Genomic DNA, 15,054 nt, shown 5'->3' with positions numbered 1-15,054 from the left:
TCCCCTTTTCACGGGCCTTGCCATGAGACCCAGTGCCATCAGCGCCGACGTCCTTTTCGAGGAGTTCCGCTCCAGCCTGCGCTGGGAGTGGGTGGCGGGCCTGGGGGCCTCGGAGCGCCGCTTCGACGAGATGGCCGTGCGCTCGGCGCGCTCGGGCGCCGATCTCGTCGGCTACCTGAACTACATCCATCCCTACCGGCTGCAGGTGCTGGGCGAGCGTGAGATCGCCTATCTGACCAACGCCACGCCGCAGGACTGCCAGCGCCGCGTGGCACGCATCGTCACGCTGGAGCCGCCCGTGCTGGTGCTGGCCGATGGCCAGACGGCGCCCGAGGCGCTGCTGTCCATGTGCGAGCGTGCCCACATTCCCATGTTCGCCACGCGCGAGCAGTCGGCCTTCGTGATCGATGTGCTGCGTGCTTACCTGGCCAAGCATTTCGCCGACCGCACGACCATGCATGGCGTGTTCATGGACATCCTGGGCATGGGCGTGCTGATCACGGGCGAGTCGGGCCTGGGCAAGAGCGAGCTGGGGCTGGAGCTGGTGACGCGCGGCAACGGCCTGGTGGCCGACGATGCCGTGGACCTGTACCGCATCAACCAGACCACGATCGAAGGCAAGTGCCCCGAGCTGCTGCAGAACCTGCTGGAGGTGCGCGGCATCGGCCTGCTCGATATCCGCGCCATCTTTGGCGAGACGGCCGTGCGCCGCAAGATGCGTCTCAAGCTCATCGTGCACCTGGTGCGCAAGGAAACCATGGAGCGCGAATACGAGCGGCTGCCAGCCGAGCCGCTGACGCAGGACGTGCTCGGCGTGCCCGTGCGCAAGGTGGTGATCCAGGTGGTGGCGGGCCGCAACATCGCCGTGCTGGTGGAGGCGGCCGTGCGCAATGCCATCTTGCAGCTGCGCGGCATCGACACCTACCAGGAATTCGTGCAGCGCCACCGCCGCGCCATGGAACGCGGCGACACCTTCTAGAAGTCTGCGCCGTCGCGGCGGCCGGCGGCCTGTTGCCTGGCCCCCACTGTTTTCCCCGGGATTGTTTGCGGACCGTGCGCCCATGTTTGCGCGCGGTGCGTTGTCGTTGTTTTCTCAAATAAGAATAATTCTCATTTTCTATAATTCGGGCAGATGCCGTATCCGGCCTGTGTCCCGACGGGCTGCGGGCCTGGATGCGGCGCATTTTCTTCCGCCTTGAAAGCCCTCCCGGATGTCCTCTCGTTCCCGCACCGGCCTGCCGCGCGCAGGCGCTGTCAGCCCCTTCGCCCCCGTTTCACCGTTCCACGGCCTGGGCACCATCGCCCGTGTTTGCGCCATGGTTGCCGCTGCCGCTTTGCCCGCCGCGTCCTGGGCGGCCGACGCCGAACTGGGCGAGATCACGGTGCGCAGCACCACCGATCCCCAGGCACTGCCCACCGTGGCGCCGGGCGGCCAGGTGGCCAAGGGCGCGGGCCTGGGCGTGCTGGGCCAGCGCGATGTGATGGATACGCCGTTCAACATCACCTCCTACACGGCCGAAGGCATTGCCGACCAGCACGCGACCACGCTGATGTCGGTGCTGGAAAACGACCCCTCCGTGCGCTTCACCACCAACACCGGCCACGCCTACGAGAACTTCACCATCCGCGGCCTGGGTGTGAATGCTTCGGAACTGGGCTTCAACGGCCTGTACGGCCTGGCGCCCGATGGCCATGTGCCCACCGAGATGATCGAGCGCGTGGAAGTGCTCAAGGGCCCGGGTGCGCTGCTGAGCGGCATGACGCCGGGCGGCGCCGTGGGCGGCACCATCAACCTGGTGACCAAGCGTCCGCTGGCCCGGGACCTCACGCGCGTGACCACCATGTTCAGCAGCTCCTCGCAGCTGGGCCTGCAGGCCGATGTGTCGCGCCGCTTCGGCCCGGAACGCCGCCTGGGCATACGCATCAACGGCAGCACCTCGGGCGGCGATACCGAGATCGACGGCCAGAACCGCCGCCATGGCCTGGGCGCACTGGCGCTCGACTACCAGGGCGACGGTTTCACGCTGGGCCTGGATGCCTACAGCTACCGCTCCAACATCCGCGACGGCAGCCCGATGATGGTCAGCATGCAGAACCTCAAGCAGGTGATTGCAGCGCCCGACGCCAAGACCAATCTCTTCCCGGGCATACGTGCCCAGCAGCAAAGCGATGCGCTGATGCTGCGCGGCTCGGTGGACCTGGGGGCGGACTGGACGCTGTTCGGCTCGGTGGGCAGCGGCAAGCATTCCTATGACGGCATGCTCAACGGCACGCGCGTGGTGCTGCGCGCCCAGGGCGACGGCTCGGCCGTGGGCCAGACCTACAACCAGTACGGCTACACCGACAGCATGGCGGCCGAGTTCGGCGTGCGCGGGCGCCTGCGCACGGGCAGCGTGAACCATCTGCTGGTCGCCTCCGTGAACTGGATGAACCAAAAGGGCGGCCGCGCGGCCGTGGCCACCAGCGCCAGCTACATCACCAACATCTACGACCCTGCGCCCATCACGCTGGCCGGCCCCTACGGCGCCATCAAGCAGGAGCGCGACGACGTGCTCAGCAGCCTGGCCCTGGCCGACACGCTGAGCTGGGGTGGCGACACCGTACAGCTCACCGTGGGCGCGCGCCTGCAGCGCGTGAACCAGAAGATGGCGCGCTATGACGAACATGCCATCTCGCCCGCGCTGGGCCTGGTGGTCAAGCCCTGGGGCGATGCGGTCTCGCTGTACGCCAACCATGTGCAGGGCCTGAGCGCGGGCTCCATCGTCGGCGCCACCTACGCCAATGCCGGCGAAGTGTTCGCGCCCTACAAGACCAAGCAGTTCGAGATCGGCGCCAAGTGGCGCACGGGTGATTTCACGCAGACGGTCTCGCTGTTTCAGATCGAGCGGCCTTCGTCCGTGGTGGAGACTGCGACCAACCGCCTGCTGATGGATGGCGAGCAGCGCAACCGGGGCCTGGAGTGGAATGTGTTCGGCGAGCCGCTGCGCGGCACGCGCGTGCTGGGCGGCCTGGCCTATACGCAGGCCATCCAGAGCAAGACCCAGGGCGGCGCGCGCGACGGCTACGGCGTCTACGGCGTGCCGCGCTGGACGGCCAACCTGGGCGGCGAGTGGGATGTGCCCGCGCTGCCGGGCGCCACGCTCACCGGCCGCCTGATCTACACGGGCGCGCAATGGGTGAATTCGGCCAACACGCTGAAGATGCCCAGCTGGACCCGCGTGGACGTGGGCGCGCGCTATGCCACCCGCATCGCGGCCAAACCCGTCACCTTCCGCGCCACGGTGGAGAACCTTTTCGACAAGTCCTACTGGGCCGGCAGTTTCAATGACAACTTCGCCACCACGGGCGGCCCGCGCACGGTGCGTGTCTCGGCCACGGTGGACTTCTGACGCCATGGCGCAAGCTGCACGACAAGGCCTGTGCCTGGCCGCCTCGCTGCTGTGCCTGCTGGGCGCAGCCGTCCATGCCGCTGAAGACATGACGGCAACCGCATCGCGGCAGGCCCTGGCCGCACGGCCGGGCACGCTGGCGCCGGGCCAGGCGGCCACAGGGGTCCTGGCTGCCGGTGGGCGCGAGTCCTGGCGCGTCGATCTGCCCGCCGGCCATGTGGTCCAGGGTGAATTCGAGGGGCAGGGCGTGGCCCTCGACCTGGAGGATGCCCAGGGCCGGCACCTGCGTCGCCTGGCCAGGCCTGATGGCGGCGCCCAGTCGCTGATGTGGGTCACGGAGGGAGCCGGACGGCAGCGGCTGGTGGCCAGGCGTGTGGCCCTGGCTGACCCCCGTTCCGGCGGTGAGGCGCAAGAAGCGGGGCGCTTCGCGCTGCGGCTGACCTCCAGCCTGGCGCCTGCCGGCAACAAGGCCTCGGCCACCTCCGAGCCTCCGGCACTGCAAAGCCCGCGGCTGCGGGCTCTGGCGCAGGCAATCCAGCGCGGCGCGGGTGCTGGTGTGGCTGCCGACGCCTTCTGGCGGCGTGTGCAGGAGGAAGGAACACCCATGGTCGAGCCCCTGTCCGAGGGGCACTCCCTGGTCACCTTCCTGTGGCGCGGCCAGCCGCGTGCGGGCATGCAGGGCGTGCGCCTGTTCGGCAGCCCGGCCGGCAACCATGATCCGCTGCAGCATCTGCCCGGCAGCGATGTCTGGTGGGCCAGCTTCCGCATGGCGGACAACGCCAGGCTCAGCTACCGGCTGGCGCCCGATGTGCCGCTGATCGAAGGCTCGGCCATGGAGCAGCGCCGCGCCCTGCTGGCCACGGCGCAGCGCGATCCGCTCAATCCCAAGACCTTCCCGCAGCCGCCCGAGGGCGGCTTCATCGATGTCTTCCAGGGCGCCTCCGTGCTGGAGCTGCCCAAGGCCCCACCCCAGCCCTGGACGGCGCCGCGCGCGGGCGTGGCGCAAGGACAACTGGTGCAGCATCGCCTGCGAAGCCGCGTGCTGGGCAACAGCCGCGATGTCTGGACCTACCGCCCGGCGGGCGGCCAGGCGCCCGAGGCGCTGCTGGTGCTGTTCGACGGCAATGCCTATGCAAAGCAGGTGTCCACGCCCACCCTCATCGACAACCTCATGGCCGACGGCCTGATCCCGCCCACGGCCGTGGTGCTGGTGGACAACGCCAGCCCGCAGGCACGCGGCAGGGAATTGCCGCCCAACACCGCCTTCGCGCGCTTTCTGGATGAGGAGCTGATGCCCTGGGTGGAGGAGCAGGGCCTGGGCCAGCCTGCGGCGCGCACGGTGATCGGCGGCTCCAGCTTCGGCGGCCTGGCCTCTGCCTATGCGGGCCTGGTCAATGCGCGCTGGTTCGGCAACGTGCTGAGCATGTCGGGATCGTTCTGGTGGTCGCCGGCCGGCGAGGTGCCGGGCTGGGTGCAGCGCCGCTATGCCCAGGAGCCGCGCCAGCCCGTGCGCTTCTATCTGGATGCAGGCCGCTACGAGCGTGCACGCGGCGGGCAGGACGGCATCCTGGAAACCAACCGCCACCTGGCCGACGTGCTGCGCGCCAAGGGCTACGAGGTCACGCAGGCCGAGCATGAAACCAGCCATGACTACCTGCAATGGCAGGGATCGCTGGCCTGCGGCCTGGTGGCCCTGCTCAACCCCGGGCGCTTTGCCCAGGGCCTGCCGGCCTGCGAGCGCATGCCGGACAGCACGTCCGCACTTCCCTGAGGCCGCCAAGGCCAATGTTTGAACTTCCTGGCGATACAGCAATCATTGAAAGAATGAACACCTTGAATGCAAATCATTCCCGGCGCCACATCCTGGCGACGATGGGCCAGGGCGCGGGCATGCTGGTCACGCTGCCTCTGGCACTGTCCATGGCCCATGCGCAGACGGCAGCGGTCGGCAAGACCGTGACCGTGCCGCACGCCAAGGGCGAGATCCAGGTGCCCTTCAAGCCCGTGCGCGTGCTGGTGTTCGAGCTGGCGGTGCTGGACACGCTGCAGGCGCTGGGCGGCGAGGTGCGTGGCGTGCCCGAGTTCAAGATGCCGCCGCTGCTGGCCCGCTATGCCGATGCGAAATACGCACGCATCGGCAGCCTGTTCGAGCCCGACTACGAGGCCGTCAAGGCGCTGTCGCCCGACCTCATCATCGTGGGCGGCCGCTCCGAGGCCAAGTACAAGGAGCTGTCGCGCTTCGCCCCCGTGCTGGACCTGAGCGTCAGCGACCAGCACCAGATGGCCGATATCTACCGCAACATCCGCACGCTGGGCGCCGTCTACGGCCTGCAGGACAAGGCCGAGGCCGAGGTCCGGGCCGTGGAGCAGGCCATCGCCGCGCTGCATGGCAAGGCGCAGAACGCGGGCAAGGGGCTGGTGCTGCTGACCTCGGGCGGCAAGCTCAGCGCCTACGGTCCGGGCTCGCGCTTCGGCATGCTGCACGATGTGTTCGGCGTGAAGCCGGCCATCGACAACCTGACGGTGGCGCGCCATGGGCAGGTGGTCTCCTTCGAGTTCCTGCTCAAGACCAATCCCGACTGGCTGTTCGTCATCGACCGCGACGTGGCCATCGGCCAGGATGGCAAGACCGCCCAGCAACTGCTGGACAACCCGCTGGTGCGCGCCACCAAGGCCTGGCGCGGCAAGCAGGTGGTCTATCTGAACGCAGCCAACTGGTACACCCTGTCCAACGCCGGGCCGGGCGCGCTGAAGGCCAATATCCAGCAACTGTCGGATGCCTTTGCCCGCACATGACGCCAAAGCGTTGAGCCCGCCTGTCGCCACCGCGCACGCCGTGCCCATGTCACGCCCCTCTCGCCAGGCCCTTGCCTGGCTTTTCGCGCTGGGCCTGCTGCTGGCGCTGTCGCTGGCCAGCCTGATGGTGGGCGCGGGCGACATGCACTGGAGCGTGCTGTGGTCGCGCAGCGAGGACGACCTGGCCAGCCAGGTGCTGGTCTACAGCCGCGTGCCGCGCACCCTGGCCCTGTTGCTGGCCGGCGCGTCCATGGCGGTCTGCGGACTGCTCATGCAGATGCTGGCACGCAACCACTTCGTGGAGCCTTCCACCGTGGGCACGGTGGAGTCGGCCAGCCTGGGCATGCTGGCTGCGTTCCTCTGGGTGCCGCACTGGCCGGTGATGGCCAAGATGGGAATTTCGGCCGTGGCGGCACTGCTGGGCACGGCGCTGTTCCTGGCCGTGCTCTCGCGCATCCGGCTGCGCTCGTCGTGGATGGTGCCCCTGGTCGGCCTGGTGCTGGCCGGCGTGCTGGAGGCTGCGGGCAGCTTCGTGGCGCTGCAGTTCGACATGATGCAGGCGCTCAAGTCCTGGTCCAACGGCGACTTCTCCCTGGTGGTGCAGGGACGGTACGAGTTGCTGTGGCTGTCGCTGGGCGTCACGGCCCTTACCTGCCTGGCGGCCGACCGCTTCACCGTCGCCGGCCTGGGCGAGAGCTTTGCCACCACTCTGGGCCTGAACTACCGGCGCCTGGTCTGGCAGGGGCTGGTGGTGGTGGCCGTGGCCACTTCCGCCGTGGTGGTCACGGCCGGCAGCCTGCCCTTCGTGGGCTTGATCGTGCCCAACGTGGTGCGCCTGGTCCTGGGTGACAACGTCCGCCGCAGCGTGCTGTGGGTGGCGCTGATCGGCGCGGGCCTGACCCTGCTGTGCGATTTGGTCGGGCGCATGCTGATCGCGCCCTATGAAATCCCCGTGGGCACCGTGCTGGGCGTGCTGGGCAGTGCCCTGTTCCTGGCGCTCATCCTGCGCCGCCGCAAGGACCGTGCATGAGCAGCTTGCCGCAATCCGTTGCTTGCGCCGATCCGGCTGCGCGCAGTTGGGGCCGGGGCCGACGCCTGGCGCTGCTGGGAGGGCTGGCGCTGCTGTGCCTGCTGGCCTTCATGACCGTGGGCGTCAGGACCGACTGGGCCTTCGTGCTGGAGCACCGGGGCGCCAAGGTGCTGACCATGGCCCTGGTGGCCTGCGCCATCGGCCTGTCCACCGTGGTGTTCCAGACCGTGTCGCACAACACCATTCTCACGCCTTCGGTGATGGGGCTGGATGCGCTGTACCTGTTCGTGCAGGCGGCCATGGTGCTGATGCTGGGCGCGGCAGGCGTGTCCGCCATGGGCGAGGTCGGGCGCTATGCGCTCAACATCGTGCTGATGGTGGGCTTCAGCGTGCTGCTGATGCGCTGGCTCTTCGTGGGCCATGCCAGCAGCCTGCACCTGATGCTGCTGGTGGGCATGGTGGGCGGCATCTTCTTTCGCAGCCTGGCGGGGCTGGCCATGCGCGTGCTCGATCCCAATGAGTTCACGGCGCTGCAGGACCGCATGTTCGCCAACTTCAACGCGGTGAACCTGCAGCTGCTGGTGCCGTCGCTGCTGCTGATCGCGCTGGGCAGCGCCTGGATCTGGCGCCAGCGCCACGTGCTGGACGTGATCTCGCTGGGGCGCGATGCCGCCATCGGCCTGGGCCTGGACTACGATGGCCGCGTGCTGCGGCTGCTGGCCGTGGTGGCCTGCATGGTGGCCGTGTCCACGGCCCTGGTCGGGCCTGTCATCTTCTTCGGCCTGCTGGTCAGCAACATGGCGTATCACGCCATGGGCACGCGCCGCCATGCCTGGGTGCTGCCTGCGGCCGTGCTCTGGGGCTGCGTGCTGCTCATGGGCGGCCAGGTGCTGCTGGAGCAGCTTTTTCAATTCAATACCGTGCTGAGCATCGTGGTGGAGTTCCTGGGTGGAATCGTCTTCATCGTGCTGCTCATGCGCAAGGGGACCTAATGATCGAGGTGCGTGATCTGCTCAAGCGCCATGGCGGCACGACCGTGCTGCAGGAGCTCAACTTCAACGTGCCCGAGCGGGCGCTGACGGCCATCATCGGCCCCAACGGGGCCGGCAAATCCACGCTGCTGTCCCTGGTCAGCCGCCTCATGCCGATCACGGAAGGCCAGGTGCTGGTGGCTGGCCGCGACGTGGCCACCACGCCCACCGAGGCGCTGGCGCGCATCATGGCCATCCTGCGCCAGGACAACCAGAGCACGCTGCGCCTGACGGTGCGCGACCTGGTGGGCTTCGGCCGCTTTCCGCACAGCAAGGGCCGGCTGGGCCCCGAGGACGTGTGCCATGTGGACGAGGCGCTGGAGTACCTGCAGCTCACGCCGCTGGCCGAGCGCTTTCTCGACGAGTTGTCAGGCGGCCAGCGCCAGCGCGCCTACATCGCCATGGTGCTGTGCCAGGACACGCCTTTCATCCTGCTGGACGAGCCGCTGAACAACCTGGACATGGCCCATGCCGTCAGCATGATGGGCCTGCTGCGCCGCGCCGTCACCGAACGCGGCAAGACCGTGGTCATGGTGCTGCACGACATCAACTTCGCCTCCTGCTACGCCGACCACATCATCGCGCTCAAGGACGGCCGCCTGGCCGTGGCGGGCACGCCGGCCGAGGTCGTGCAGGACGAGGTCCTCAGCACCCTATACGGCATCCCCGTCAGCGTGCACGAGGTCAAGGGCCGCAGGCTCTGCCATTACTTTGGCTGAACATGCGGCGTTTCGGGCTTGGCGCGGCCTGAGGCGAGGGACACCAAGCAAGGGCCTAAGCCAGCCGCTCAGGGGGTGCTTTTCTTCTTCAACAGCATGGAGTCGCCATAGCTGAAGAAGCGGTACTCCTGCGCGATCGCATGGCGGTACAGCGCCATCACCTGCTCGTAGCCGGCGAAGGCGCTGACCAGCATCATCAGCGTGCTCTTGGGCAGGTGGAAGTTGGTGATCAGCAGATCGACCACCTGGTACTCGAAGCCCGGTGTGATGAAGATGCGCGTATCGCCTGAGAAGTTGCCCGTCTGGGCCCAGGACTCCAGCGTGCGCACCGTGGTCGTGCCCACGGCGATGATGCGGCCGCCGCGCTGGCGGCAGCGTTCCAGCGCGGCCAGGGTGGCCAGCGGGATTTCGTACCACTCGCTGTGCATCTGGTGGTCTGCCAGGTTCTCGGTCTTCACGGGCTGGAAGGTGCCGGCGCCCACGTGCAGCGTGACGCTGGCGCGTTCGATGCCGCGCTCGGCCAGGCGGGCCAGCACGGCGTCGTCGAAGTGCAGGGCGGCCGTGGGCGCGGCCACGGCGCCGGGGCGGGCCGCGAAGACGGTCTGGTAGCGCTCGCTGTCTTCGGCGGCATCGGGGTCGTTGCCGGTTTCCTGGTGGCGCTCGATGTAGGGCGGCAGCGGCAGATGGCCGAAGCGCTCCATCAGCTCATGGGGCGTCTCGCCGCGCGGGCCTTCAAAGCTCAGGTGGAACAGCGGGCCGTTCTCGTCGGGCCAGCGGCCACGCAGCACGGCGTCGAAGCCGCCACCGTTCTTGCCGCCGCACAGGTGGATGCGCGAGCCGGGCAGGGGCTTCTTGCTGACGCGCATGTGGGCCACGACGTCGTTGCCTTCGAGCACGCGCTCGACCAGCAGCTCCAGCCGGCCGCCGCTGGCCTTCTCGCCGAAGATGCGCGCCTTGATCACGCGCGTGTCGTTGAACACCAGCAGGTCGCCGGGCTGCAGCAGATCGGGCAGCTCGTGGAAGATGCGGTCGGCGGGCGGGTTGGCATCGTCGCGGCCGTCGAGCAGGCGCGAGGCACTGCGCTGGGCGGCAGGATGCTGGGCAATCAGCTTCTCGGGAAGCTCGAAGTCGAAATCGCTGAGCGAGAACACACGGGACAGGGAGGACATGCAGTGCTTGAGGGCCGGACATGGCCCGTTCCAAGTTCGTTGAACGGAAGCTGGCAATTGTCGCAAACCCTGGGGTCATCCCCGGAATTGCCGGCGATCACCTGGCCATGGCGGCCTGAGGCTGGCGCTCGAACTCCAGCCACAGCGATTCCAGATCGGGGAAGTCCCAGTCCGCAGGGTCTTCGCGCGCGATGATGCGGTCGTTGCCCTGGCTTTCGGACAGGTCCTCGATCTCCGGCGTGATGCGGCAGGACTGGCGCAGCGAATAGAAGACCTTGACGCGCGGCGCCAGCAGGCTGGCCGGCGAGGCATCGACCACCACCGCCAGACGCTGCGAATGCAGGCGCACCAGCGAGCCCAGCGGGTAGATGCCCACGGTCTGCACGAACTGCTCGAACAGCCGCTTGTCGAAATGGCGCGGACTCCACTCGGCCATGCGACGCAGCGCCTCCGAAGGCGGCCAGCCCTTCTTGTAGGGCCGGTCTGAGGTGATGGCATCGTAGACGTCGCAGATCGCCGTCATGCGCGCCAGCAGGCCGATGTCGCCCTGCTGCAGCCCGTCGGGGTAGCCGCTGCCGTCCACCTTTTCATGGTGGTGCAGGCAGGCATCGATGACCTCGTCGTCCAGGCCCAGCGGGCGCAGCAGCTGCTCGCCGTGGCGTGGATGGGCGCGCATCAGCGCCCATTCGGCGTCGTCCAGCGGGCCGGGCTTGTTGAGCACGGTCACCGGAATGGCGGTCTTGCCCAGATCGTGCATGAGGCCGGCCATGCCGGCCTTGCGCAGGCTGTGGTCGTCCAGGCCCATGCGCTTGGCCAGGGCCACCATCAGCGCGCACACGGCCAGACTGTGCATGTAGGTGTAGTCGTCGGCGGTCTTCAGGCGGGCCAGGCCGATCAGCGCATGGGGATTGCGTGCCACGGAGGCCGTCACATCGTCCACCAGCTGTCCGGCGGCCGAGGCGTCCACGGGCCGGCCCAGCCGCGCATCGCTGAACAGGCGGCTCAGCAATTGCCTGGCCTGGGCGCAGGTCTGGGCCGCGCGGCGCAGCTCGGTGGCGGTGGAGATGGGGGCCGTGCTCTGCTCGGACGCAGGGCGGGCGTTGTCGGGGATCTGGTGGCGAAGCTCGTCCTGCGGGTCGAAGCGCAGGCAGGGCACCTGCACGCCCACGTCCAGGCCTTTGCGCACATCGATCCAGACCTCCTGGATGGAGGTGGCGCGCAGACGCTGGAGATCGGCCTCGGAGCGAAGCAGGAAACGGGTTCGCCAAAAGGGATGCTCCATCCAGGAGCCGCAGAACTCGTGCAGGAACATGCCCAGAGTGACATGCTGGACATTGATACGCTTCAACATGGCATTCGGTGGCGGGGTAACACTACGTAACGTCAGCGTGCATGGTAGCGGCTTCCCCAGAGACCCGGGGCGTCAAGGGTGCTTTGGGCAGGGCCGGCCGGCATGAACGTGGCGTGTTGCCTACACCTGTATATTCATACACTATGCTGCAAGCCAACGCGCATGTTCTGAAACAGGAAAGCCCATGCCCCTGAACGTCTCCTCTGCCTTTCCCGACCTGGGGCGCGACGCCCCTGGTGGCAAGGCCGCGCGCGCCGGCAAGGCAAAGGCTGGCGCAGGCAAGGGCGGCGCCAGGAAGGCCGGCAAGGCCTCTGCCACTTCGGGCGACAAGGCCGCCTCGCCTGCACAGCCCGCCGCCAGGCCTGCCGCCAGTCCCGCGCAGAAGGCGCTGCAGAAAATGGGCCTGGTGCGCGACATCGACCTGGCGCTGCACCTGCCGCTGCGCTATGAGGACGAGACCCGCATCACCGCGCTGCGCAATGCGCGCGAAGGCGATACGGTGCAGATCGAGGCCACGGTCACCCACAGCGAAGTGCAGCTGCGCCCTCGCCGCATGCTCAAGGTCACGGTGGACGACGGCACGGCCGAATGCGTGCTGACCTTCTTCAGCTTCTACCCTTCGCACCAGAAAACCCTGTCCGTGGGCGCGCGGCTGCGCATACGCGGCGAGGTCAAGGGCGGCTTTTGGGGACGGCAGATGCTGCACCCCGCGTTCCGCGCGGCCGGGGGGGATCTGCCCACGGCGCTCACGCCCGTCTATCCGGTGGCGGCAGGACTGCCCCAGGCCTATATCCGCCGCGCAGCGGCCACGGCGATGCTGCGGGCCGACCTCTCCGATACGCTGCCCGCAGGAGAGCACCCGCCCGTGGCCCATTTCCACGGCAACGGCGGGCTGCCGCCGCTGTTCAGCCTGCGTGACGCGCTGCAGTTCCTGCACCATCCCACGCCCGATGTGGCCCTGGCCACGCTGGAAGACCATTCGCATCCGGCCTGGCAGCGCCTGAAGGCCGAGGAACTGCTGGCCCAGCAACTGTCGCAATACGAGGCCAAGCGCGAGCGCGCGCGGCTCAGGGCGCCCGTGCTGCGCGCATTGCCCATGGACAGCGCCCAGGGACTGACGCGCCAGTTTCTCGACCAGTTGCCCTTTGGCCTGACCGGTGCCCAGCAGCGCGTGGTGGGCGAGATCCTCGCCGACATGCAGCGCCGCATGCCCATGCACCGGCTGCTGCAGGGCGATGTGGGATCGGGCAAGACGGTGGTGGCGGCGCTGTCGGCCGTGGCCTGCATCGAGGCCGGCTGGCAGTGCGCGCTGATGGCGCCCACCGAAATCCTGGCCGAGCAGCATTTCGGCAAGCTGGTCGGCTGGCTGGAGCCGCTGCTGGCTCCGCTGGGCAAGCGCGTGGCCTGGCTGGCCGGCGCGCAGAAGAAGAAGGAGCGCACCGCCATGCTGGAGCTGGTCCGCAGCGGCGAGGCGGCCCTGGTGGTGGGCACGCATGCCGTCATCCAGGACCAGGTGGAGTTCAAGAACCTGGCGCTGGCCGTCATCGACGAGCAGCACCGCTTCGGCGTGGCCCAGCGGCTGGCGCTGCGCCAGAAACTCGCAGCCTCGGGCATGGAGCCCCATCTGCTGATGATGAGCGCCACCCCGATCCCGCGCACCCTGGCCATGAGCTACTACGCCGACCTGGATGTCTCCACCATCGACGAGCTGCCGCCTGGGCGTACGCCCATCGTCACCAAGCTCATTGCCGACAGCCGCAAGGACGAAGTCATCGAACGCATCGGCGCCCAGGTCGCCCAGGGGCGCCAGGTCTACTGGGTGTGTCCGCTGATCGAGGAAAGCGAGGCGCTGGACCTGTCCAACGCCACGGCCACCCACGCCTACCTCAGCGAGATGCTGCCCGATGTCATGGTCGGCCTGCTGCATTCGCGCATGCCCACGGCCGAGAAGAAGGCGGTGATGGAGCTGTTCTCGGCCGGCGTCATGGGCGTGCTGGTCTCCACCACGGTGATCGAAGTGGGCGTGGATGTGCCCAATGCCTCGCTCATGGTGATCGAGCATGCGGAGCGCTTTGGCCTGTCGCAGCTGCACCAGCTGCGCGGGCGCGTGGGACGGGGCGCTGCAGCTTCGGCCTGCGTGCTGCTGTATTCGGTGGGAGACAGCGGCCGCCTGGGCGAGACGGCCAAGGACCGGCTGCGTGCCATGGCCGAAACCAACGACGGCTTCGAGATCGCGCGGCGCGACCTGGAGATTCGCGGTCCGGGCGAATTCCTGGGTGCGCGCCAATCAGGCGCTCCCATGCTGCGCTTTGCCGATCTGGAGCAGGACCTGATGCTGCTCGACTGGGCCCGCGAGCTGGCGCCTCGCATGCTGGAGCAGCACCCGCAACTGGCCCAGCGGCATGTGGACCGCTGGTTGGGCGGCAAGGCCGAATTCCTCAAGGCCTGATGGGCCGGCCCCCGCTTGCGGGATGTTTCTGTTACGTATTTTTACGCGCACGGGCGCTGCCCGGTGGCGGCCTGCTCCGCAGGCCTGCAGCCCGCGCCAGGCAAGGTTTGCGTGTGCGTTGTAGCTGTCGGTAGGGAGCGCTTCATGCGGTCCTGGCGGTGACATCTGCGCGCGGCGACGGCATTGAGTATTTGTGACATTTTGGTACATTGAGTCGCAAAAAACAGGGTAGGTCCATCCGGGAGGGGATGGCCTGCCACTCCTCCCCACGCTTCCCCACGGGGAGGACGGCCGTGATCACTCTTGTGTTGTCCCATCTTTCTGAGAATGAGGAGCCGTCCACATGAATGAAGCCGTTCAAGCGAATGAACTCGTCGAGACCTCCTGGCGCATGGGCCTGGTGGCCCTGTCCTATGGCATTGCCGTGCTGGGCTCCTTCGTGGCCCTCACGGCGGCGCAGCGCATTCGCGGGCGCACGGGAATCAGCTGGCTGAATCTGCTGGCGGCCGGCACGGCGCTGGGCGGCATAGGCGTGTGGTCCATGCATTTCACGGGCATGCTGGCGCTGAACCTGGGCATGGGCTCGGGCTACTCCATGGTCGAAACCCTGGTGTCCCTGGTGGCTGCCGTCGCTGCGACCTCGGTGGCGCTGGCCTTTGTCGCGCGGCGGCCCGAAAGCGGGTTGCGCGTGCTGGGCGCCGGCACCCTGCTGGGCCTGGGCGTGGCCTTCATGCATTACCTGGGCATGTACGGCATGCGCTTTCCCGGCTTCATCGTCTGGTCCGTTCCCACCGTGGTGCTGTCCGTGGCCATTGCCGTGGTGGCGGCCAGCGCCGCTCTTTGGCTGTCGTTTCGCACCGGCTCGCTGGGCATGCGGGCGCTGGCGGCTGCCGTGATGGGGGCGGCAGTATGCTCCATGCATTACACGGGCATGGCCGCAGCAGACTTTGTATGCATTTCCGAGACACAGCGGTATGCTCGGCCGCAAGGTTTTGCCGTGATCAGCGCTTTGGACCTTCCCGTCTTTACCGTGATCGTGGCCATAGGCCTGGCAGCATTGATAGGCATGGACCAGCTCATGCAGCAGCGCGACCGGATGCGCCGGCCGCTGCACTAGGTG

General features: G+C 68.1%; 11 protein-coding genes. 9 read left to right on the top strand and 2 right to left on the bottom strand.

Translation table 11 applies throughout. The features are described 5' to 3' along the window. Window positions 1-22 precede the first annotated feature (22 nt). From hprK to ACF8LI_RS02320, 7 genes are all read left to right on the top strand, one after another. Entirely contained in the window at window positions 23-979 is a 957-nt protein-coding gene (gene hprK / locus ACF8LI_RS02350) for an HPr(Ser) kinase/phosphatase (RefSeq protein ID WP_016449143.1), read from the top strand. 232 nt (window positions 980-1,211) lie between these two features. Next, entirely contained in the window at window positions 1,212-3,389 is a 2,178-nt protein-coding gene (locus ACF8LI_RS02345) for a TonB-dependent siderophore receptor (RefSeq protein ID WP_016449144.1), read from the top strand. Window positions 3,390-3,393: 4 nt separating this feature from the next. Further along, window positions 3,394-5,160 (top strand): enterochelin esterase, encoded by a 1,767-nt coding sequence (fes, locus tag ACF8LI_RS02340; protein WP_392411917.1) that lies wholly within the window; start codon window positions 3,394-3,396, stop codon window positions 5,158-5,160. A gap of 14 nt (window positions 5,161-5,174) precedes the next feature. Continuing rightward, window positions 5,175-6,185 carry a siderophore ABC transporter substrate-binding protein gene (locus tag ACF8LI_RS02335; protein WP_392411915.1) on the top strand — a complete coding sequence of 337 codons (1,011 nt, stop codon included), beginning with the start codon at window positions 5,175-5,177 and terminating at the stop codon, window positions 6,183-6,185. Between the two features lie 46 nt (window positions 6,186-6,231). Then, complete coding sequence (locus ACF8LI_RS02330; RefSeq protein WP_392411913.1) at window positions 6,232-7,215, top strand: ABC transporter permease; 984 nt, start codon at window positions 6,232-6,234, stop codon at window positions 7,213-7,215. Continuing rightward, a complete protein-coding gene (locus ACF8LI_RS02325) occupies window positions 7,212-8,207 on the top strand; it encodes an iron chelate uptake ABC transporter family permease subunit (RefSeq protein ID WP_392411912.1) in 996 nt (331 codons plus the stop codon). The genes ACF8LI_RS02330 and ACF8LI_RS02325 overlap by 4 nt, the downstream gene beginning before the upstream one ends. Next, window positions 8,207-8,965 carry an ABC transporter ATP-binding protein gene (locus tag ACF8LI_RS02320; protein ID WP_392411910.1) on the top strand — a complete coding sequence of 253 codons (759 nt, stop codon included), beginning with the start codon at window positions 8,207-8,209 and terminating at the stop codon, window positions 8,963-8,965. The genes ACF8LI_RS02325 and ACF8LI_RS02320 overlap by 1 nt, the downstream gene beginning before the upstream one ends. A gap of 68 nt (window positions 8,966-9,033) precedes the next feature. On the opposite strand, the gene queA is transcribed toward ACF8LI_RS02320, so the two are convergent. Together queA and ACF8LI_RS02310 are read right to left on the bottom strand one after the other, a co-directional pair. Continuing rightward, on the bottom strand, window positions 9,034-10,134 hold the full coding sequence (gene queA / locus ACF8LI_RS02315) for a tRNA preQ1(34) S-adenosylmethionine ribosyltransferase-isomerase QueA (protein ID WP_016449150.1): 1,101 nt from the start codon (window positions 10,132-10,134) through the stop codon (window positions 9,034-9,036). A gap of 97 nt (window positions 10,135-10,231) precedes the next feature. Further along, window positions 10,232-11,485, bottom strand: a complete 1,254-nt coding sequence (locus ACF8LI_RS02310; RefSeq protein WP_016449151.1) for an HD-GYP domain-containing protein — start codon at window positions 11,483-11,485, stop codon at window positions 10,232-10,234. 184 nt (window positions 11,486-11,669) lie between these two features. Here ACF8LI_RS02310 and recG point away from each other — a divergent pair, with 184 nt between their 5' ends. Continuing rightward, window positions 11,670-13,934, top strand: coding sequence for an ATP-dependent DNA helicase RecG (gene recG, locus ACF8LI_RS02305; protein ID WP_392411907.1), 2,265 nt, complete (start codon window positions 11,670-11,672; stop codon window positions 13,932-13,934). 343 nt (window positions 13,935-14,277) lie between these two features. Next, complete coding sequence (locus tag ACF8LI_RS02300) at window positions 14,278-15,051, top strand: MHYT domain-containing protein (RefSeq protein ID WP_043789162.1); 774 nt, start codon at window positions 14,278-14,280, stop codon at window positions 15,049-15,051. The last annotated feature ends 3 nt before the right edge of the window (window positions 15,052-15,054 follow it).

Source organism: Delftia sp. WSY_12 (genome assembly GCF_043104645.1).
GTDB lineage: Bacteria > Pseudomonadota > Gammaproteobacteria > Burkholderiales > Burkholderiaceae_C > Comamonas > Comamonas tsuruhatensis.
This window is presented reverse-complemented; position numbering and strand designations above follow the sequence as displayed.